Below are 22,042 nucleotides of genomic sequence, written 5' to 3'. Positions count from 1 at the left end.
ATAATATCAATCGGGGAATTCGAGAGATTGTCTTACATCAATAAACACATTGATAATCAACATCATCAATGTGTTTATGCCGCTTCATTCGCGGTTGATTCTGGAAATTCGTTATATATTAAAATATATAAATTGGAGTTTTATAATATATAAAACTTTCATTTCAAATGATTATAAAAAAATAACACAGATAAGGTTTTATCAATTCTTGAATGATTTTTATTGTATTTAGCTGATAGTTTTCATGTAAAAACAATTTATTTATAAATGATATTAATTATCAATATTAAATATAAAACGTAGAAATATCACATGTGAAATAAAAATTATTCGCAATTACCCACGGCGTAATATTTATCAAAAATCACAATGTACTTGCGGCTTTTCTTGGTTAAACGCGCATCTTGATACGTTTGATTAGGTAGCAAGTAAAGGACGTAAGGCTCAGTATCATCCTCTGCATCACAATTGTTATGCAAAAGCACTCTAAAGTAGGTATTCCCCGTGTTTTTCAAAATGCCTGCATTTTGGTCGAGCGTATATTTAAAATCAGGCTGTTTGGGTCTCACGACGAAGTACGTTTCTAAACTGACCGTTGGGTAAAATAGCGGCTGTTTGCGTTGCTCATGATCATTTTGCATTTCAAGTGGCGTTTCACTAATGATGATTTTGTAATAGCGCTCTTGGTTATCCACGGTTCCGCGATAAAAAATTTTAAAGAATTCCTGCTCTCCCGGTAATAAAATTTTCTTCAGTGGGGTAAAGATAATTTCCCCATTATGAATGGCTCGCCCTTGTTCATGGCTGCCCGGTTTATCAATTTGATACGCGCTAAAATTATATAAATTGGTCTTTTTCGTATCGTTAATATAGGGCTTAGAAAAAAATTCTTTATCGGACTCCATCGAAGAGATATCCGAATTAATGTAAAGCGCATGAACGCTAGCATTAAACGAAAACAGTGTGCATAGTAATAAGAATTTCAGCAAAGAATTGAGTTTCATAATTAACCTGTTAGCGCTGAAGAATAAGGCGACTGAATACTGAATGAGTCGCCTAAAAAATGGATTAATTTACTGAATATCGGGGCCTGTCCAGATGGCTTTTACCGTCACGGTACCACTTGCCGAAACTGTCCCTAGCCAATCAATGCCATCTAACGTGAAGAAAGAATTCGCCTCATTCATTGGGAATAGCAGGTCTAAATTGGTTCGATAAAAGGAACCTAAATCTTCATTTGGTCTTGCCCACGGCGTCTCTTCCCATAGCGCATTTTTGAGGGAAATTTCATTGCTATCGCAACTGGCTCGGTAAGACTCTAAGCTTCCCGTGTGATTTTTAAATGATAAATACGCTGAAAATGGCACTTTGAATTTGTCATCATTTGAGCTAAATAAGCAGTACGATTGCCCTTTTAGCGTGGTACTTGGACCTTCCACTTTGGCGGTAATAGAGTCTGCCTGCCTTGGTCCACTGGTCGTCACAATATAATTAAATTCAATTGGCGGCTCTTCATTTCCCACTTTCCCAGTTTTCGATTGGTTCGGGTTAAAGTCGGCAGGGATAATACTGATCCCATAATCTCGAGGTTTAATAATCAGATAGTTCGATGGAGTAAACTCATAGAACCCTGATTGAGGCAGTGGAGATTGAAAAGCAAACGTATAAACACTATCCGCCAAAGTCACGCTCGAGTTAGGAGAAGCATCAACAATGGATTTCAAATATGTATTCGATAGGAACACTTCAATAAAATTCGAGCCGTTATTAAATATTTCCGACATATTGGTGGTTGATGACCAGTTAGTCCAACGGGTACTGTTACTCCCTTTATATTGGATTAATGCAGCTCTAGGTGCCGCCGTCAGACCCAATTTTTGGTGATCGATATACATACGGACGGTAAATGACCCACTGATCGATGAACCTTTCGTTTCCAATTCAACGAGCTGACAAATAACGCCAGAAACGTTTCCAACAATTCCCGTAGTACAGAAGTTTGAGCCCAACCCAACCGTTGGGTTGCCGTTACTATCCACGAAGACTTCCTGCAAAGCCCCCGTTCCCTTCAGGATAATATTTCCCTTTTTATTCGTTGGAATATAATGCTGCTGAGTCGAGGTTCGCCCGCCGCTGGTCATACAGGTCGAATTACTCAGGTCATAATCATCTCGACTCGTACAAGTTCTTAAATCAAACGTGTATTCGGTTCCCGGCGGTAATTCTGCAATCCAACGGTAAAATGATTCAGAAAAAATGGGTCTAGAGTATCCGGATTCTCCTGGTGTTCCTGTTTGCTGAATTTTATATGCACCATTATCCCGAAGTTGTTGAGCTGACCAATAGGATGTCGCAGGACAATTTCGGTTGTTTGTCATACAACGGTTCCCCACAAATGGTTGGTTTACAGGGGAGTTTTCTAGCCAAATATCCCCTATATTATAGGTCGAGCTAAAAGGGGTACCGGTATACCCCATATAGCCTAAACTTAATTGGCTATTTCGTTGATATTTAGTAAAAACGTTGGATCCAGAAAAGCGAGGGTCAACCCTGTTGGCAACGATAAAAAATTCGTTATCAATCTGGTTCTCAACAATGACGTATTCCTGCAATGGTGCTGTCGCTGCCAATGCATTTGACGTGAGTACCGCCAGTGAAAAACAGAGTGCTGATGTCGATAATACTCGCATGTTTTATTAACCTTAAAATTGAGAGTTAGCGTTTTGCTAATGCTTCTTGAGGCTCACAAGTCACCTCACCGACCCATAAAGCACCGCGTGCGCCTTGTAGGTTTAAATCGGCTTCGCAGATCGTTTTCTCATCTTCTTGCAATAACGAAATTACGGGATAGCGCACATCAACGTCCATGGAGAATTCCCCATTTTTATCGGTTTTTGTTCGCCCAATATGGTTACGAATCGAGGCATATTTTATGTATTCACCATCTGGTGATTTAAGCCGTCCAAACACCGTGACCAACTGACGAACTTCGGGTTGATAAAACGCGATATTGCCGGGATACAGCGTGACGGATTTATTGCGTCCAGAGACAATGTCAAAACTGTCTTTTGACTTCCCGTCGTTCATTAACTGGATGTCGTAATCTGAATATGGTGACAATGGAATAAAGGTATTTTTTCCGCTGATTGGGTAATTCTGCCCATTCACCTTCGCCACCATGCTACCGGCACCTTGAATCTCAGAATTAATAATTACCCCTGATTTTCCTTGGTTGCCACTTGGTGTGATCATGCCATTGCTGTAAGCCACCGATCCGCGAGAGGTTAAGTTACCGTTCAGTCGGTCGCTATCCGGTCGGTTAATCGTGACGGTGCCCGAGTTATATTTCATGTCATAAGAGGCGTAGGCCAGCGTCGAAAAATCCGAAGCGCCATTATCTTTATCACGCACTAACTTAGAGACCGAAATTCCCGCATTAGTGATCGGCGAGTTTTCAAAACTTTTGTTGGCATAAATATTGGCTTTCATATTGCCATTCGTGGAAGATACGCCCGTGCTTAACCACGTAGACAGCGGTAATGAGAAATCCAGATTCACATATTTTTCGTTGGTACTGTTTTGATTGTCATAGTGATAACGCTGCACACCGGCTCTGAGCCCAACTGTTCCATAGCGCCCAGAAAACAGCGTATTCGCATATTCGTAGTTAATTGAATCACTGCCTACGCGACGGTCTTTGGTATTACTGATCGTGAATGAACCCGTTCTATCAATAATCTTGTCGAAGTTAACTGTCGCGCCATAGGAATAGTTATCCGCATCGTAAAGCGGTAAATCCCCTTCAATCACTGTTCGTTCTCGTGATGCCCAAAAAGAGCCATAACCGTCAGGAATACTGACAGAAATCGTACCAATGTTGCGATAGCTGCCGTGATTCTCCAGCATGCCCTGCCAAGAAACCGAGATATAGTTATTAATCGACGCGTTGATGCTTGTTTCTTGAACTAGGAATTTATCAAAACCATAGTTTGACATCTGAAAGCGTATACCTGACAGCACTGGGAAGTTATAGGCAAATGAAGCTCCTGCTAAATAGCTTTTCTCAGGGGCTTGGCTATGACGACCTTCTCCACGAGCATAATTTCTTTTATCGAAATCAACATAGCCCCCGTACATTTCCCAATTCAGTTTGTCGAAGTTTCCTCCAATTGCCCCTAAGGATTTATTGATGGTTTGATTTTGAGTGGTGACCACTTTCCCATCAACAACCGTTTCGATAGTGACGTCATAAATACCAAAAGGCAGTGTACTGGTGTCTACCTCAAAGTTACCCATTGGGAAGTTTTGGATGTTAAGAAGCTTACCTTGGCGATAAATACGAACTTCACCAGGGCTATTTAAGAAGGCATAAATAGGGGTCAGTGACTGCTGTTTATTGTTGACGACACTCTCGGAGTTATTTCCGATAGTGACCGCATAAATTTTACTACTGCTCAACGCGGTTAAGCTGGCAATGGATTGTAAATTCCACGTACTCATTAAACCCAATGCGACACGCAGCCCATTAAAGTCACGCTCATACATCGCTCGGTATAATTCAACACTTGCATTGGATTTACCGATGCTATAAGCCGATGCATTAATATTAAAATGGTGCTCTGCTGCGGCAAATAACGCGTCTAAATTGAAATAGCTACTGGAGCTATTTTTTGCATTTTTTACCTGACTTTGGAATACACCTAAATCATAGTTTGCCACTGCCGAAAGTGAATTAACGGATGAATCACCTAATACAGAATGCCTTGCGTGAGTTTTCGGTGTAAATGCAGATTTATCAACATCTAATGATAAATTGAATGACGAAATATTTAATTTCAGCACTGCATTATTGTCGATAACAATACCGTTGTTATCATCAAAAATGGCATCTTGTTTATTTTCAATTTTATCAACCAGCAAACTATTCAGTTGAGGACCTTGCGTACTGTCAATGAGGTGAATACTCGATAACTTAATTTTACCTTGGTCAATGACAATAACTGCATCCGCGATTTTATCTTCGCTTTGGTTTTTTTTAGCATCATCACTTAATCGTAGAAAAACAGGCACAGACATTCCTTCTTCCAATGCACTCACAAATGCCGGAGGAATAATGTAACCACCAATTTTAATACTCTTCATCTCACTGGCATGAATGGTGTTTGAAAAAAAAATGCTTAATATTGATAAAGCAATAACACTCTTACGCATGATTAAAGTCCGTTATTAATTATTTGACGACAATGAAATCTCCTTTGTGCCAAATACCTACGCTAGATTTTTTATTATTAAGATCGACAAATTGTAATTTCACAGCTAAATGTGGCATGAGGTAATAACGCTCACGACAAATACCGTCCACACTGTATTTTTGTTTTTCAGGTAAACATGGCCCTGATGCCACCACACGAAATGAACTATTCCCTATATTGGAAACTTGGGAGTTTGCATATTGGTAATTAAATTTTTCAATTCTTGGTGCAACAACCAAGATAGTGCTAATGGTTGCCGAAGTTGTTGCTGAGGCAGATTTTGCACTTTTTGTAACACCGCTTTCACCAATAGGGTCATCTTTCCAATTTAATCGGTAATAACGTTCTTTATCGTCTTTAGGACCTTGATAGATAATTTTAAAAACATCTTTTGCTTGCCCCGGCAAAATCAAATTAGCAGGGGTTGATAATATTTCATTGGGATCCGTTACTGGAATAACTTTTCCATTCTCAAGTGGCGAGTCTATTTTCTCGATAGTTAAATTAACGAGCCTTGCCGTATTAACCGTATTTTCAATTTCTTTTGCTAATGAGTCTTCATCCGGCGATATGATTTCAGTGATATTACCTACATTAACCGCCAAACTCATTTTTAGTGGGAGAATAGATAATAAAGCTAGTGCTAGTGTTATTTTTTTCATAATTATTAATTTTAAAAAAGATAACGATAAAGATAATATTTCCCTATAGTATCTTTATCGTGAAAATTAGTTATTCACTAAGCGTAAATAATCAATTAAGGAGCTGGTGTGAAAGTACCATCCCAAGTTGCAGTGAATTGAACTTTAACATCACCATCCCATGAACCATCGGTCAGTGCTTTGAAGTCTGTCGCTGCGCCAGCCGCTTCCGCACTAGCGATAACGAAAGTGAACTCACCACGGTCAGTTACACGCTCTGAACCATTGTAGATACCATCCGCAGCTAAGTTATCTAAACCTGATGTTAAGCCTTTTGAAGTATCGATTAACACAGTGTCCGTCGTTTTATTCAGATCTTCACCATTCCATTTAACGCCAACAGTTAATTTAGAATCATCTGTTGTTCTCGCTAAAGTGTTAGAAATGATTTTTGATGCTAATTTAAAATCTGTTGCACCTGATTGACCTTGAATAGCGATATCAAATGCGCCATTTTGTTGGTTAAAGCTTTTCTGACCTTCTGCATAGTTAAATGTTAAGCTTTTTAATGGCGTAACAACCAGCATACTTGTCGTATCTTTAATTGCGGTCGCTTGCCATGTTGCTGTCGCTTGAGCAGTACGAGTGTCAGCATTAGCAACTGTAGCAAAGGAAGCAGCAATAATTGTTGATAGCAAAACAGATGCCATTTTTTTATTTAACATGTTGTTCTCTCTATTTAATATCCATGAAGAAAAAATTTAATTGCATAGCATAAAAAACACATTCATTGTGTGTTTTATAAAAAACAATCGAATTTTCCAGAGAATATGCTTAATAAAATAACCAGAATTAACTGATTATTTTATTTTTAATTTAAGAGGAAAATTTAGCAGTTATTTATGATGGTTTTTGTTGAGTAATTTCCCCAGGAAGTATATTTACTCGCACTTCCTTTATTACCCATTCTTTTTTCAGAGTCAGTATCTTTTTCGACATATTTAATGACATCGACCCATCGTTTATCTAGAATACTTAAAAAAATATCAAGCTGTTCTAAAGTAATCGCAGTGATTCCCATTTCATATCTTGATATCTGTTGCTGGCTGATTCCTATTAATTTCGCCAGCTGCTTTCCCGTCATGTTCTTTTCTTTACGTGATTTTCTTAAAAAAGCTCCCACCTGACCACTAATTATATTAGATTTCATTAACCACACTCCAATATAAAGAAACAATTTATTTAATTTCCATTAATAATAAATACATTAAAATAAGAGTAAAAACGTTTATACCGATCGAACAAGATTATTTTGATAGATACGGCCTATCAAATAGCAATTTATTGATCGTCGGGCTTTATTAAGATACAACGAGTGCGAGTACACTTAATATGATAAGTAGAATTAACTAACTGATATATATTAAATAAAGCTTTGTTCAATTTATTTAATATATTTTTTATTTTTTTAAAATAAAATTTACGTGGGAGGAGTAAAAGCCTATAAAAACGAGATAAAATACATCATTTATTACAACAAATTACAATTTGAAACAGCTAAATTGTTTTTTGCAAAATAAAAAACTCATTAGATGAGTAATATACCAATATAAAAATATATTTCTACAGCTTAATTCGTTATTCCGCAATAATTTTCATTTAGATTACCAACTTAACAACAACTAATCCGCATCATAGTATTTACAATCCAGATTGTATGCCATAAAGGCGCTATAAATTGGACGTATCAGAATGCGGTTCGCGCATATATTAATACATCTTGCTTAATATGTAGCGATGGCTTATTAAAAATATTCTCTTTTTAGATCGTTTGTTAATTTTTTATTCAAATTTAGGAAAGGATATCGTAGATAGTGCTGGAAAAGCATTGCCTCTATATTAGAGGCAATGGAATGGGGAGGTTTTTTAATTCAGTCGAAAGCTATTTAACACCTTTAAGTTGTTTCATGGTTTCATCCACGTCAATCTCATCTTCAGAGAACGTTAATGTTGTTCCATGCTGGGTTTCAATAATTAGCTTTTTCAGCGCTCGAGTTGCTCCCGGTTTAATATTCGTTTTAGGTTTAATACTGTTCATTAATGCACCAATCGATAATACGGTATTTTCTTTATCAATACGTGTATCTGCCGGAACATCTTCATAATAGATACGAAATGATTTAATAGCCGTCAGCTTAATGCGCTCACCAGCAATATAGATATATTTGCTTTCAGGGATCACTTTAACCGCAAAGGCGGATAAACCTTTATTATTTGTGGTCGGCTCAAATGTAACCGCCGCCCCTTTTTTAATCAGTTCTGGGTTGGCAACTTTAATCACATGAAAATAACGGTTATCCCCGTTTTCATCTTTGAGAAACCCAAAACCTTTATCTTCAAACCACGTTGTGATTGTTCCGTTCATTGCCATACCACCTTCTTTGTTGACTCAATTTCACAGCGCGCAGTATAAAACACAATACCTGCCCAGACCACGCCTTTAGTTTTAGTCTAGCCTATTTATCGATAACATCAGCCAATAGCATCATCGTCATAAAACGCAAAATTGGGTATTATTCATAACCACTTTTTATCTGGATAGCCTGATGTCGACGATTATTGATACCTTTATTGCGCCCCCTTGCCATGATGACATTGAAATTATTGAGCAGGATGAGCACCTTATTCTTATCAATAAACCTTCGGGGCTACTGAGCCTCTCTGGGAAGAATCCACAAAATCTCGACTCAGTACATTACCGGCTCGTTCAACTGTTCCCTGAATGCACTCTCATACATCGCCTTGATTTTGGTACTTCAGGTGTCATGGTTGTGGCTCGTAATAAAGCCATAAATGCAGAGTTATGCCGACAGTTTAGCCAACGAACCGTGACGAAAGCCTACAGTGCGTTACTGTGTGGGCATGTGGAAAATGATCATGGTGTGATAGATGCGCCGATAGCCAAAGATCCGGCTTTGTTTCCCCGCATGTCGATTTGCGTGACTCACGGTAAACCGGCACGTTCCTATTATCAGGTGATTGAGCGGTTTTATCGTGAGCTAGACGATGGACGTAAGTTGCCACTGACGAGGGTGAAATTTATCCCAGAAACAGGACGAACCCATCAGCTGCGCATTCACAGCCAACTTTTCGGTCATCCTATTTTGGGATGCGATCTGTATGGAGGCTTACTGCTTGCAGATATTGAACCTGCGCCGAGACTGATGCTACATGCCAGTGAATTGAATTTTATTCATCCGATAACTGGAAAATCCATTCACGCACACAGCAAAAGCCCGTTCTAAACAACTACCACATTAAATCGTCAGGAATTTTAAAATCTGCGTACGGATCGTCTTCATCCTGCTCTTCCTGACTCAAGGCGTTATTTAATACGATGCTGCTTTCATCACGTTGAGCGATTTTATCCGCCACACTCGCAGGAATAATTGCGTAAGTGCTCATTTCTGGATTGTCAGTCGCTAAACGCGCAATAGCGAGACGGCCGCTAATAAGTTGGTTTTGTGTTGTTTTGTCGACGGTCACTTGCTTGATGAGGTTATTATCTGTGAAGTTAAAGCTGATATCGCCTTTCGCCACGTCAATTTTGTTCATCTCAATCAGCTGCTTCACCTGAGCTTTATACTCTTTCGTCAGTGCCGCTTGCTTTTGTTGATCGCTCAGTTGTTTATCACGCTCAAGCTGCGCTTTTTTATTCTCTTCTACCGCTTCTCTGGCTTCTCTAGCCTGTACTCGTGATTTCTTCGCTGTGCGCTGTACTTTCGCCATTTTTTTACTGGTGACGAGTCCCGCTTGGAGCATTTGCTCTTGTAAGGTGAGTTTTGCCATGTTGGTATCTAAGCCTGTTGAATGAAATTGGAGGGATTATACCTGCAAATTAGATTTCTTTTCGGTTACTTTTGCGATTCTTGTTTGGTGTTTATCGAGATAAATTGCCTTTCATAAGCATCAAGATGGTGCTTAAAAAATTTCTCGAACTCTTCTGCGGACTCTACTAAAACCGTCACCTCGATACATTGTTCGCCAAATTCATCTGAATGTTCATCAATAGTGATGGCTTCGCAAAGGATCTCTTCATGAGTTTCACTGCGATCATCTGTTTCAAAACAATATAGTTTACAGTCCATAGTGCTGATGTTGGGTTTATAAAATGGTGTTGGTTCTAATTCACCAAAAACAAATCCCATTGGCGGGTCGCTTCTTTCAAGTTCGCTCGTCCCAATAATTTGGTCTTTGTTGATAATTTTATATTTCATTGGGTTATCCCTAAACAGGCTGATTTTGCAAAAGCTGTACTAACTCCCGCCATTCGTGTTTAAGATTATTTTTAAAATATAACGTGCAAAGGTCTCTTTTAAATTTACCCAAAAAACTGCGTTCTTTTGTTTTTAATACGCAAATATCATTCCACACATCATCTTCATCAAAAAAGAGCCAAACGGGTGGCACGGGCGTTAGCATATTCGTGTAACAGACGGGCGCAACATATCGCGTCAGCATCCGTTCTACATGCTCAATCGGAAAGTGTTTTGCGACAGAGGCAATATGTTGATAATCCGTCAGGTTATCCACAAATATGTCCGATAAAGCGGCACAGAGGTCTTTGTCGGTAAACTGTCTATTCGTATTCATGATGATCATTTTCGCTATCGCCAACTTGCCTTTGTTTGAACTGACTAAAAAGAGTTCAAAACCCACCATATACTATGTTGAACTCAAGTACTATGTTGAACTCAAAGATAAGATAATCAGCAAATAATATCCCTTTTCACCCTCTAAAGCAGAATGATGTATACTTGCCAGCAGAAAATTTATTCACGGTTAATTAATGATGAAAGAAACTGAAAAAACACAAATTAAAACGCTTAGCGACCGCTTAGACCTTATTCGTCACCAAATGGCAAGTATGCAGCTGTCAACTCAAGCAGAAAAATACGCCGAACTTGAGAAAGAAAAAGCGACGCTGGAAGTTGAAATCGCTCGTCTGAAAGAAACGCGTAACAAGAAGCTAAGTAAAGAAGCACAGAAATTGATGGATATGCCATTCAAGCGCCCTATCACAAAGAAAGAGCAAGCAGATATGGGCAAACTGAAGAAATCCGTACGAGGCCTCGTTATTGTCCACCCAATGACAGCATTAGGTCGCGAAATGGAGTTGGATGCTATGACCGGTTTTTCTAAGACTGATTTTTAGTTGGAAACTACCCAACTAAAATCTGGAATAACCCCCCCGATACTGGAAGGCTCCTAATATACTGTTCATTATTATGAGCTGTTAGCCAGTATTCGTTTGCTTCTGATACAAGGCTGGCTTTAACAAGCCAGCTAAAATTAAGAATAGTGACTCTGCTCTTTTTCTACTTTCCTTTTTTCAGTAGCTCTTTCAGCGCTGCAATATTCGCCCTTGCTCCTTCTGCTTCTTTTAATTGCCGACGCTTTTGAGCAAAAACATCAAATTCTTCTTTGGCTTTTTCATCCGCGACCTTCTTACTAATCCCACCAGCACCTTGCAAAACTTCACGGTCATTGAAACTTAAAAACTGATCCAGCTTGGTGTCCCAATCCTGTAAAAAAACTTGCTTACGACGCAGTGCTTGGTCTTCGGCAAAATCGAGCCACATATTGACGATACGGTTTAATTCTTTGAGCTCATTTTCATGCAGATAATTCTTCGCAATCGTCACATCCGTTTTACGTACTTCATCTGATTTATAGTTGGTTAGCCCCATATCTGGCTGACTGGCATCTGCACGGCTGGCAATCAGTTCAGCGGCAGTCATGCCAGTACAAGCAAAATGCAGTTTGTTTTGGATGGTTTGGAAGAAACGATTGATTTCTTTATTGGACGGTTCGTAGTCAGCTGCCATAGTGAAAATCTCTTTGACTCGCAAATATACTCGCCGCTCACTGGCACGAATATCACGGATGCGTTCGAGCATCTCATCAAAGTAATCAGGCACGACAGACTGACCGATAGGCGGGTTCTTCAGCCGCTCATCGTCCATCACAAACCCTTTAATCAAATACTGTTCCAGCGTTTGGGTTGCCCACTGACGAAATTGTGTGCCGCGGACAGAACGGACGCGGTAACCGACAGCAAGAATGGCAGGTAAACTATAGTGATCGATCTCTCTGGAAACCCGGCGATTTCCTTCTAATCGAACTATCCGGAATTTCCGGATGGTTGAGTTTTGAGCAAGCTCCCCTTCCGAAAAAATATTAACAAGATGCTCATTGATTGTACGAACATCTTTACCGTACAACTCTGCAATGGAAGCTTGAGACAACCACAGCGTATCAGATTCAAAACGGCATTCGACACGAGTCTGGCCATCTTCACTTCGGAATAAAACAAATTCACCCAGTGGCGCGTCAGGAAGATTATCGCTCATCAAATTGTCTCCGTTTGAATCGTCTGAGAAAGGTCCAAAGCCAACAATATACTATGTTGCACACAAAGATAAGATGGTTAGCAAGCGCCATTTTAGAGCTGAATGTCTGTATCGCTAAACCCCGAGCCTAAAAAGGGGAGTGAATGCCTACCAACCTTTATAGATTAAGACAAACTACAAAAAATGGTATTGGTACAAAGATAGAGGGAGAAAAAGTGGCGGAAGATCACAGGAGTCGAACCTGCCCGGGACTGCTGGCAGCCCCAACTGGATTTGAAATCCAGCCGCCTCACCGGAGACGACGATCTTCCTCTATTTGGTAGGTGTTCGATTATAAACTGAATTATTTATTTTCCAAGGTATTGTAAGAACAACCATTCAAATTATTGATGCACGCCAATAATGTCGCGCCATTCTCAAAAACTGATAACAAAAAGCACAAATGTGATATTGAGGTTTGTACAATTGCCCCCATATACTAATTCATGTCTACATACGGCGCGCTGATTTCAAAATCACCCCGCCAACACTTTCATTGTCAGCACAGTAAGCCTTGGCTCCCGAGCGCAAGCCTGCATTCAAGGATGTTTTTTTATGACAAATTCATTATTAGCCGATTCCGCATTACCCCGTTTTGAACATATTGAACCAGCACATATTTTCCCAGCAGTTGAACATGTTTTAGGCGAATATCGCCAAACCGTTGAAAATATTCTGGCGGCCAACAGCCACTACACTTGGGACAACCTATGCCAACCATTAGAAGAAGCGAGCGATAAACTCTCCCGCGTTTGGTCCCCAGTGAGCCATCTACATTCTGTTAAAAATAGCCCTGAACTGCGTGAAGCTTATGAACAATGCCTGCCATTACTGTCCGAATTCAGTACATGGATGGGACAACATGAGCCACTGTATCAAGCTTATAAATCCCTCAAAGAAGACGCTGGATTTAATCAATTAAGCCAAGCTCAACGTAAATCTATCGAAAATACCCTGCGTGATTTTGAGCTGTCCGGTATTGGTTTACCTGCTGAAAAACAGCAACGTTATGGTGAAATCGTCGCACGTTTATCGGAGATTGCCTCTAAGTTTGGTAATAACGTCCTAGATTCCACAATGGGTTGGTCAAAACTCATTAAAGATGAAAGCGAACTGGCAGGCATGCCAGAAAGCGCTATCGCCGCAGCAAAAGCGATGGCGGAATCTAAAGGTGAAGAAGGCTATTTACTGACTTTAGATATGCCAAGCTACCTGCCAGTCATGACCTATGCCGATAATGCAGAGCTTCGCCGCGAAATGAGCTATGCCTATAGCACTCGCGCCTCAGACCAAGGTCCAAACGCAGGTAAATGGGATAACAGCGAACTTATCGATGAGTTAATGGCGCTACGCCATGAACTGGCTCAACTGCTTGGTTTTAAAAACTTTGCCGAAAAATCCCTCGCCACCAAAATGGCGGAATCCCCTGAGCAAGTTTTAGGTTTCCTGAATGATTTAGCTAACCGCGCTCATCAGCAAGGTAAAGAAGAACTCGCGGAACTGACCGCATTCGCGAAAGAAAATTATGGTGTTGAAACCCTCGAATCTTGGGATTTAGCCTATTACAGCGAAAAACAAAAACAGCATAAATTCTCACTTAATGATGAGCAATTACGTCCTTATTTCCCAGAACAGCGCGTATTAAATGGGCTGTTTGAAGTGGTTCACCGTATTTATGGTTTAACGGCGAAAGAGCGCCATGATGTTGAAACTTGGCACGATGATGTCCGTTTCTTCGAACTGTATGATGATACCAACACCCTGCGCGGTAGCTTCTATCTCGATTTATATGCTCGCGAACATAAACGCGGCGGTGCATGGATGGATGATTGCGTGGGTCGTATGGTGCATAAAGATGGTGCGCTGCAAAATCCTGTTGCCTATTTAACCTGCAACTTTAATAAGCCGCTAGGGGATAAACCTGCTTTATTTACCCACGATGAAGTCATCACCCTGTTCCACGAATTTGGTCATGGTCTGCACCATATGCTGACCCAGATTGATGTTGCTGATGTCGCGGGTATCAATGGGGTTCCATGGGATGCCGTTGAATTACCAAGCCAATTTATGGAGAACTGGTGCTGGGAACCTGAAGCCCTTGAGTTTATCTCTGGTCACTATGAAACTGGCGAACCCTTACCAGCCGACATGCTACAAAGCATGTTAGCCGCGAAAAACTACCAGTCTGCGATGTTTGTACTGCGCCAGCTTGAGTTTGGTCTGTTTGATTTCACCTTACACGCAGAATATGACCCAGCAAAAGGTGCGCAAGTGATGCCAACGCTGTATGCCATCAAAGAAAAAGTTGCCGTGGTTCCATCACCAAAATGGGGACGTTTCCCACACGCGTTTAGCCATATTTTTGCTGGTGGTTACGCGGCGGGTTATTACAGCTATTTATGGGCGGATGTGTTGGCTGCCGATGCATTCTCTCGCTTCTCTGAAGAAGGCATTTTTAATCGCCAAACTGGCCAATCCTTCCTCGACAATATTTTAAGTCGCGGGGGTTCTGAAGCGCCAATGGTACTGTTTGAGCGTTTCCGTGGCCGTAAACCAGAATTAGATGCGATGTTGAAGAGCTACGGTATTCATGGCTGATAAGATTGCTATCCAATTGATCTGTGAAGAGGGTGCCGATATCGGCACTCTCAATCAACTTGCTGAAAAATGGCAACTCACGCATACACCTGACGCCTTGATGGCGTTGGTGTTAACCCCCGAAAACCTGCAATTACGCAAAATGGATGAGCCAAAATTAGGCGGCATCTTTGTGGATTTTGTCTCAGGTGCGATGGCGCATCGCCGTAAATTTGGTGGTGGACGCGGTGAGGCGGTTGCTAAAGCGGTGGGGATCAAAAAAGAGTATCTGCCCGATGTAATTGATGCGACTGCAGGCTTAGGGCGAGATGCTTTTGTACTGGCGGCTTTGGGCTGTAAAGTACGGATGTTAGAGCGTCATCCGGTGGTGGCTGCACTGCTTGATGATGGTTTACAACGTGGTTATCAAGACCCTGAAATTGGGGAGTGGCTACAATCACGAATGTCACTGATCCACGCATCAAGTATTACCGCATTAGCCGAAATTACTGAAGTGCCGGACGTGATTTACCTCGACCCGATGTACCCACATCGGCAAAAAAGTGCATTAGTGAAGAAAGAGATGCGGGTGTTTCAGTCATTGGTCGGGGCTGATGATGATGCAGATTCTTTACTGGCACCAGCCATTGCGCTGGCAAAACGCCGTGTTGTGGTTAAGCGACCTGATTACGCCGAACCGCTTGCGGGGCAAAAAGCACCTTCAGCAGTCACAACCAAAAGCCATCGATTCGATATCTATCCCTGTATTAAACACAGCGATTAAAACGTAACGGCGAAGGGCGTTTGCACCTTTTATCACAGCGACAAACTTGTACGACCGCCCTTTCGCTTACGTTTTGAGTTAAACCTTACACAACGCCTTGTGCAAACATAGCGTCAGCGACTTTAACAAAGCCAGCAATGTTCGCGCCTTGGACGTAGTTGGTTTGTTTGGCTTCGCCACCGAATTCAACACAGTGGTGGTGAATGTCCAACATGATGTGGTGTAAACGCGTATCCACTTTTTCTGCTTTCCAGCTTAAGCGCGCTGCGTTTTGTGCCATTTCCAGACCGGAAGTTGCAACACCGCCAGCATTAGCTGCTTTACCTGGAGCAAATAGAACACCCGCTTCAAGAAATAGCTCAGTTGCAGGAATAGTGGTTGGCATGTTTGCGCCTTCCGCGACAGCTTTAACACCGTTTTGAATCAGCACTTTAGCCGCGTCTACATCCAGTTCGTTCTGTGTTGCACATGGCAGTGCGATATCCACTGGAACGCCCCAAGGTTGTTTGCCCGCTAAGTAAGTCAAACCAAACTCTTTCGCGTATTCTTCAACACGACCATAGTTGTTTTTAATAGCTTCTAAGCGTGCAAGTTTTTCAGGGGTGAAACCGGCTTCATCCACGACAGTACCGCTAGAGTCGGATGCAGTAATGACTTTTGCACCTAATTCCATACATTTTTCAATGGTGTACTGAGCAACGTTACCCGAACCTGAAACCGCCACTCGCATGCCTTCAAAGCCTAAACCATGGCGTTTGAGCATCGCATCAGTGAAGTAAACAAGGCCGTAACCGGTTGCTTCTGGACGAATTAAGCTACCACCAAATGACAGACCTTTACCGGTGAAAACGCAAGAGGTGTCATTAGACAGTTTTTTCATCATCCCAGTCATAAAGCCAACTTCACGACCGCCCACCCCGATGTCACCTGCAGGAACGTCAGTATCAGCCCCTAAGTGGCGATAAAGTTCTGTCATTAATGCTTGGCAAAAACGCATCACTTCACCATGGCTTTTTCCTTTAGGATCAAAGTCAGAACCGCCTTTTGCACCGCCCATTGGTAGGGTTGTGAGTGCATTTTTGAGGGTTTGTTCGAAGCCTAAGAATTTCAGGATGGATAAGTTAACGGATGGGTGGAAACGCATGCCGCCTTTGAATGGACCAATCGCAGAGCTAAATTGAACACGCCATGCGCGGTTAACTTGTACCTTGCCTTGATCGTCCATCCAACACACGCGGAACTGGATCACTCTTTCTGGCTCAACGAAGCGTTCGAGAAGTGCTTGATCGCGATATTTTGAATTTTGTTCAATGAAAGGCCAAAGAGAAGTGAATACTTCACGCACTGCTTGTAGGAATTCAGGCTGTGAAGGGTCTCTTTTTTGGACAGACTCCAAGAATGAAGATAGTGTTTGCGCCATCTTTGTCTTCCTTTTTCAATGTGGATATTGTTGTGAGGTGCCTCACTATTTCTTATCTTTTTTTTTAGGAAATGTGAGGTCGATTTGTGTTTGCCTATTGAATATATCATTAGTTTATATTCTCAATTCAAGGTTTTTTTTTACTCATTTGAAAAAAAAATTGCTTGACCTGCCAATCACTCCCTTCAGACGATTATTTTGCTGCAAAAAAAACGCCTGCATAAGCAGGCGTTTTCAGTGAATAATATTTCAATTTATCTATGAAGAATTATTCTTCTTCGTCATTCAGTGGAACAATCAGCATATCCACATGAACGGTATTGATTAACTGGCGAGCCGAAGACATCAGCTTGCTCCAGAAATCTTGGTGATGTCCGCAAACAACTAAGTCCATGTCGTATTTTTTGATAGCATCTACTAACACCTGACCTAAGTCACCGCTACCGCTAAGGGTTTCTTGGATGTCATAACCCGCACCCGCGGAAAGGTCTCTTAGTGAATTACGAGTTTCGTCAGTGATGCGTTGTTGCATATCACCTAAATTCACATCGATAAGGCCGGTGTACAGATCCGAGTAATTAACATCAACATGGATCATAGAGACTTTGGCTCCGTACGGTTTTGCCATAGAAACTGCTTTATCCAGTAAAACTTTACTTTCAGGTGATAAATCAACCGCGACAAGAATATGTTTATAAGCCATAAGTAAACTCCTTCCAAATGCTGATTTAACTGGTGGTTAACGACGTTCACCAATATCTTATGAATATACTATACCTGCTAATCGCGATAACTAAGTGTCGTTTTGATCACATCTAGCAGATTAATTTTTAAGGATTAAAAGACAGAACATTTGATAAAACAATAACATCATTCATTCAATATTAATATATATCGGTTCAAAATTCGAATTACCGCAATGCCAGTAAGTGTAATCAACAATCTGTAAATTAACAGCTCATGATGGCCGCTTTTTTGAAATCAAAATTTGAACCATCTGCACTTTTTTTAAGCAATGAATTGTGTTTAAGTAACGACATGCCCTACAATGAAAATAAATGATGTTAGTGCAATATTTTGGCGGTATTTCCTTTAGTGACAACGGGGCAATTTAGGTTCGTTCTAAGGAGGGGATTATGTTCAGTGTAATTGCATTATTTTGGGCACTCTGCATTTTGTGCATCTTAAATATGATGCGCTATTTTTCTTCTATTCGCGTTTTATTATCTATTCTGAGGGATTCGGATCCTCTACTTTATCAATCCGTTGATGGTAATGGCTTTTTCACGACTCACGGCCAGCTGAACAAGCAATTGCGCCTTGTCCGCTATATCAATACCAAACAGTACCTTGAGCACTACGATCCTGATGTGATATTCCGTTGTGAACGTATTCGCAAGCAGTTTATGTTGATCAGCCGGTTAAGCATTTTAGTCGTTGTGAGTTTGGTCTATATGGTGATAGCCAATTAACCTCGCGTTTGTTATTCCCTTTATTCAAGGCAAAAAAATAGTGATGACCGGAAACCGATCATCACTATTTTAGAATGCTTTTGTCTTATCTAACGCTAATTAGATAATCTTCAGCGCAATCCAGTACAGTACACCAGACAGAATGATGGAAACAGGAAGCGTCAGTAGCCATGCAAGCGCAATGCTCTTAATCGTCTTGCTCTGAACACCACCGCCATCAACGACCATCGTACCCGCTACCGCAGAAGAGAGAACTTGGGTTGTTGAAACAGGCATACCTGTATAACTTGCCACACCGATAGAGACCGCCGCAGTGACCTGAGCCGATACACCTTGTGCGTAAGTCATACCTTTCTTACCGATTTTCTCACCGATAGTCACCGCAACACGCTGCCAACCGAACATGGTACCCAGTGCCAGTGCTAACGCAACAGCAACGATAATCCATAACGGTGCATACTCAACAGTATACAGCAGGTCATTACTCAGTTTTTTCAGTAAGCTCGCATCTTTCGCGCTAGTTTCTGGTAACTTCGCCACGGCATTCGCAGTATCGGAGATACACATTAACAGGCGACGAGTTTGGTTGCGCTGGTCAGGTGTTAACTCATCATAGCTCTGAATGCCGCTGAGCATCTTCTGAGCTTGATTTAAGATAATTGGCGTACGTGAACTGTCGCAATGGAACTCGCCTTCTTCTGGCTTGTTCTCCGCCATCATAGGCGTATTTTCAATTGCGTGGTTTAAGGCTGGTTTATGTGTTTCATAGTATTGTTGCAGATGAACCACCGCATCATGTGTTCTCGCGATATCATAACCGTTTGAATTCATGTTAACGACGAAACCTGCTGGCGCAACACCGATTAACACCAGCATAATCAGACCGATACCTTTTTGCCCATCGTTCGCGCCGTGAGAGAAACTCACGCCGACAGCAGACAGGATCAATGCAGTACGCGTCCAAAATGGTGGTTTACGTTTACCATCTTTCTTCTCACGCTCAGCTGGCGTTAAGTGAATACGGCGACGTTTTTTCGTTCCACTCCAATAACGGCGTAACATGAAAATCATCAGCCCAGCAATCACAAAGCCGATAGCCGGAGAAAGAATTAAGGACATGAAAATGCTGATCATTTTAGGAATATTCAGCGCATCAACCACCGATGTATCAGTCACTATCGCATTGGTCAAACCAACACCGATAATTGCACCGATCAACGTGTGAGAACTTGATGCCGGAATACCTAAATACCAGGTTCCAAGGTTCCAGATGATAGCAGCCAGTAGCAATGAAAAGACCATTGCAAGGCCGTGAGCAGAGCTCACGTTAAGGAGAAGGTCTGTTGGTAAAAGATGAACGATGGCATACGCCACGCTCAGCCCTCCCAGCAAGACACCGAAAAAGTTAAATACCCCGGCCATGACAACCGCGAACTGAGCGCGCATTGCTCGGGTGTAAATCACCGTTGCGACCGCGTTAGCAGTATCATGGAATCCGTTAATCGCCTCATAGAACAGCACAAATAACAGTGCTAGAACTAACAATAGACCTGTGTAAAATTCTAAACCTGTAAAAAGATGTAGCATAGACGTTAAGCCATTATTGGTTGGACATGAACGCGGCGCATTATCAGTGACAAACGCTAGCGGTGGAAGCGAAATCTGACCTTTTTTTGATTTAAATACCAATCAAAAAATCATCAAATACAAACTATCCTTTTAATATCATCTAGTTACCATAATTAAAGTTATTCTGAATTTTTGAAACTTTTTTTATGATAATTTATGAATATCTGGGGGAAATAGTCTTTTTTCGCGATTTTTCCTAATTATAATACGTCTACCATACTTTTCATTAATTCTTCGATGATCCGCTGCATTACAACCTACGTTAAATCGCGTAAAATAGCGGCACAAATAATCGTAATTACGATAAAAATCATATATATAGAGAGCTCTAATTGTGAGAAATATTGACGTTATTATTTTAGGTGCAGGCGCGGCCGGATTATTTTGCGCTTCACTCGCGGGTAAGCGTGGTTTAAATACCCTTGTGCTGGATAACGGTAAAAAATTAGGGCGTAAAATTTTGATGTCCGGTGGTGGACGCTGTAATTTCACTAATATGTACGCCGATCACAATAACTATCTCTCGACTAACCCTCATTTTTGTAAGTCAGCACTTGCTCGCTATACACAGTGGGATTTTATTGAGCTTGTTGGTAAATATCAGATCCCTTATCACGAAAAGACCCTAGGACAGCTATTTTGCGATAATAGCGCGCAAGATATCGTCGATATGCTGAAAAGTGAGTGCGATCAGCCCAATGTCACTATCAAGCTACGCAGTGAAGTCACCCAAGTAGACAAAACGGATGACGGATATGTTGTCACGGTAAATGGGGATCAAGTAAGTACTCGCTTACTGGTGGTCGCGACTGGGGGGCTTTCAATGCCGGGTTTAGGTGCAACTCCGTTTGGCTATCGCCTTGCCGAACAATTTGGGCACAGCATCATCCCTACCCGTGCTGCACTCGTTCCCTTTACCTTACACAAGCCTCTACTTGAAGCGCTGCAAGCCCTCTCTGGGGTTTCCGTAGCGGCAACGGTCACATCCGCAAGCGGCGTCCTATTTAAAGAAAATATCCTGTTTACCCACCGAGGGTTATCCGGTCCAGCGATTTTACAGATTTCAAATTACTGGCAACCCGGAGAGTATGTGAGTATTAACTTACTTCCAGATCTTTCATTGGGGGAATTTCTGACCAATGAGAAACAGCAGCGCCCTAATCAATCACTCAAAAATACCTTAGCGACACTGCTGCCTAAACGCTTAATTGAGGTTTTACAACAACTTGGACAGATTCCAGATTGCCCACTCAAGCAACTCACCCACGCACAGATTGATGCTCTCGATAACGTATTACATAACTGGCAAGTACAACCTAACGGCACAGAAGGTTATCGTACTGCGGAAGTGACCCTTGGCGGCGTCGATACTCATGAAATTTCATCCAAAACCATGGAATCGCTCAAGTCTTCCGGCCTCTATTTTATTGGAGAAGTGATGGACGTGACAGGTTGGTTAGGGGGATACAATTTCCAATGGGCGTGGAGTTCCGCTTCTGCGTGTGCGGAAAACTTACCCCATCAAGCTTAATCGCTCACCCTTTTATGAAATTATTTAATCCATTGAAAAATAATGGATATTATTTAATTTCAACCAAATCAGGCAGTTGAGCACTGGGTTTAAATAAATCTAAAATTGGTTAAAAATAACCCTTTACAAACGATAGTGATAACTATTATCATTATCACATCTTCCGCAGGCGACTTAACTTAGTCAGTCTCTTGTAGGAGGTACGACATTGCTCACATTGCTTCCAGTGTTTACTTTAGCCAGCTTATGCTGGCTATTTTTTTATCTGTGCCTTGCCATTGATA

Annotated in this window: 20 protein-coding genes and 1 tRNA gene; 6 read left to right on the top strand and 15 right to left on the bottom strand. The window is 41.4% G+C overall.

The window, feature by feature from the left end; genetic code table 11:
• Nucleotides 1-326: 326 nt before the first annotated feature.
• The 7 genes from QS795_RS00530 to QS795_RS00500 form a co-directional block, all read right to left on the bottom strand.
• The gene (locus QS795_RS00530) at nt 327-1,004 is read right to left on the bottom strand and encodes a fimbrial protein (RefSeq protein ID WP_286271493.1); all 678 of its coding nucleotides are present in this window, start codon (nt 1,002-1,004) and stop codon (nt 327-329) included.
• Nucleotides 1,005-1,073: 69 nt separating this feature from the next.
• Entirely contained in the window at nt 1,074-2,690 is a 1,617-nt protein-coding gene (locus QS795_RS00525) for a fimbrial protein (RefSeq protein WP_108478645.1), read from the bottom strand.
• Between the two features lie 25 nt (nt 2,691-2,715).
• Nucleotides 2,716-5,211, bottom strand: coding sequence for a TcfC E-set like domain-containing protein (locus QS795_RS00520; protein WP_286271492.1), 2,496 nt, complete (start codon nt 5,209-5,211; stop codon nt 2,716-2,718).
• Nucleotides 5,212-5,230: 19 nt separating this feature from the next.
• Nucleotides 5,231-5,914, bottom strand: coding sequence for an EcpB family pilus assembly chaperone (locus QS795_RS00515; RefSeq protein ID WP_286271490.1), 684 nt, complete (start codon nt 5,912-5,914; stop codon nt 5,231-5,233).
• Between the two features lie 95 nt (nt 5,915-6,009).
• Nucleotides 6,010-6,618 carry a common pilus major fimbrillin subunit EcpA gene (gene ecpA / locus QS795_RS00510; RefSeq protein WP_286271486.1) on the bottom strand — a complete coding sequence of 203 codons (609 nt, stop codon included), beginning with the start codon at nt 6,616-6,618 and terminating at the stop codon, nt 6,010-6,012.
• 164 nt (nt 6,619-6,782) lie between these two features.
• Nucleotides 6,783-7,103, bottom strand: a complete 321-nt coding sequence (locus QS795_RS00505; protein ID WP_286271484.1) for a helix-turn-helix domain-containing protein — start codon at nt 7,101-7,103, stop codon at nt 6,783-6,785.
• 732 nt (nt 7,104-7,835) lie between these two features.
• The gene (locus QS795_RS00500) at nt 7,836-8,318 is read right to left on the bottom strand and encodes a cold-shock protein (RefSeq protein WP_181477794.1); all 483 of its coding nucleotides are present in this window, start codon (nt 8,316-8,318) and stop codon (nt 7,836-7,838) included.
• A 181-nt stretch (nt 8,319-8,499) separates the two neighbouring features.
• Between QS795_RS00500 and QS795_RS00495 the strand changes: the two genes are divergently transcribed.
• Complete coding sequence (locus QS795_RS00495) at nt 8,500-9,198, top strand: RluA family pseudouridine synthase (protein ID WP_286271479.1); 699 nt, start codon at nt 8,500-8,502, stop codon at nt 9,196-9,198.
• Nucleotides 9,199-9,202: 4 nt separating this feature from the next.
• Here QS795_RS00495 and QS795_RS00490 read toward each other — a convergent pair whose 3' ends face one another.
• The 3 genes from QS795_RS00490 to QS795_RS00480 all read right to left on the bottom strand — a co-directional run bounded on the left by QS795_RS00490 (nt 9,203) and on the right by QS795_RS00480 (nt 10,615).
• Nucleotides 9,203-9,742: a DUF2058 domain-containing protein gene (locus QS795_RS00490; protein ID WP_036950360.1), complete on the bottom strand. Its 540-nt coding sequence runs from the start codon at nt 9,740-9,742 to the stop codon at nt 9,203-9,205.
• Between the two features lie 65 nt (nt 9,743-9,807).
• The gene (locus tag QS795_RS00485; RefSeq protein ID WP_286271476.1) at nt 9,808-10,170 is read right to left on the bottom strand and encodes a hypothetical protein; all 363 of its coding nucleotides are present in this window, start codon (nt 10,168-10,170) and stop codon (nt 9,808-9,810) included.
• 10 nt (nt 10,171-10,180) lie between these two features.
• Entirely contained in the window at nt 10,181-10,615 is a 435-nt protein-coding gene (locus QS795_RS00480) for a DUF7079 family protein (protein WP_318626713.1), read from the bottom strand.
• Nucleotides 10,616-10,745: 130 nt separating this feature from the next.
• Between QS795_RS00480 and QS795_RS00475 the strand changes: the two genes are divergently transcribed.
• The gene (locus QS795_RS00475) at nt 10,746-11,108 is read left to right on the top strand and encodes a YibL family ribosome-associated protein (protein WP_132497203.1); all 363 of its coding nucleotides are present in this window, start codon (nt 10,746-10,748) and stop codon (nt 11,106-11,108) included.
• 163 nt (nt 11,109-11,271) lie between these two features.
• On the opposite strand, the gene QS795_RS00470 is transcribed toward QS795_RS00475, so the two are convergent.
• Together QS795_RS00470 and QS795_RS00465 are read right to left on the bottom strand one after the other, a co-directional pair.
• Nucleotides 11,272-12,306, bottom strand: coding sequence for a virulence RhuM family protein (locus QS795_RS00470; protein ID WP_286271472.1), 1,035 nt, complete (start codon nt 12,304-12,306; stop codon nt 11,272-11,274).
• Nucleotides 12,307-12,522: 216 nt separating this feature from the next.
• Nucleotides 12,523-12,617 (bottom strand) — tRNA-Sec (locus QS795_RS00465).
• 283 nt (nt 12,618-12,900) lie between these two features.
• Between QS795_RS00465 and prlC the strand changes: the two genes are divergently transcribed.
• Together prlC and rsmJ are read left to right on the top strand one after the other, a co-directional pair.
• Entirely contained in the window at nt 12,901-14,943 is a 2,043-nt protein-coding gene (prlC, locus tag QS795_RS00460; RefSeq protein WP_154637857.1) for an oligopeptidase A, read from the top strand.
• A complete protein-coding gene (rsmJ, locus tag QS795_RS00455; RefSeq protein WP_286271468.1) occupies nt 14,936-15,706 on the top strand; it encodes a 16S rRNA (guanine(1516)-N(2))-methyltransferase RsmJ in 771 nt (256 codons plus the stop codon). The genes prlC and rsmJ overlap by 8 nt, the downstream gene beginning before the upstream one ends.
• An 85-nt stretch (nt 15,707-15,791) precedes the next feature.
• Here rsmJ and gdhA read toward each other — a convergent pair whose 3' ends face one another.
• Nucleotides 15,792-17,126 (bottom strand): NADP-specific glutamate dehydrogenase, encoded by a 1,335-nt coding sequence (gdhA, locus tag QS795_RS00450; RefSeq protein WP_132497181.1) that lies wholly within the window; start codon nt 17,124-17,126, stop codon nt 15,792-15,794.
• A 268-nt stretch (nt 17,127-17,394) separates the two neighbouring features.
• Complete coding sequence (gene uspA, locus QS795_RS00445; RefSeq protein WP_036950081.1) at nt 17,395-17,829, bottom strand: universal stress protein UspA; 435 nt, start codon at nt 17,827-17,829, stop codon at nt 17,395-17,397.
• A 433-nt stretch (nt 17,830-18,262) separates the two neighbouring features.
• On the opposite strand from uspA, the gene uspB reads away from it, so the two are divergent.
• Complete coding sequence (uspB, locus tag QS795_RS00440; protein WP_036950083.1) at nt 18,263-18,598, top strand: universal stress protein UspB; 336 nt, start codon at nt 18,263-18,265, stop codon at nt 18,596-18,598.
• Between the two features lie 99 nt (nt 18,599-18,697).
• Here uspB and pitA read toward each other — a convergent pair whose 3' ends face one another.
• Nucleotides 18,698-20,185 carry an inorganic phosphate transporter PitA gene (gene pitA / locus QS795_RS00435; RefSeq protein ID WP_036950148.1) on the bottom strand — a complete coding sequence of 496 codons (1,488 nt, stop codon included), beginning with the start codon at nt 20,183-20,185 and terminating at the stop codon, nt 18,698-18,700.
• A gap of 376 nt (nt 20,186-20,561) precedes the next feature.
• On the opposite strand from pitA, the gene QS795_RS00430 reads away from it, so the two are divergent.
• Nucleotides 20,562-21,758 (top strand): BaiN/RdsA family NAD(P)/FAD-dependent oxidoreductase, encoded by a 1,197-nt coding sequence (locus QS795_RS00430; protein WP_286271463.1) that lies wholly within the window; start codon nt 20,562-20,564, stop codon nt 21,756-21,758.
• The last annotated feature ends 284 nt before the right edge of the window (nt 21,759-22,042 follow it).

The sequence above is a fragment of the Providencia zhijiangensis genome (assembly GCF_030315915.2).
Taxonomy (GTDB): domain Bacteria; phylum Pseudomonadota; class Gammaproteobacteria; order Enterobacterales; family Enterobacteriaceae; genus Providencia; species Providencia zhijiangensis.
Note: the sequence above shows the minus strand (reverse complement) of the source record. Positions and strands in the feature narration are given on the sequence as shown.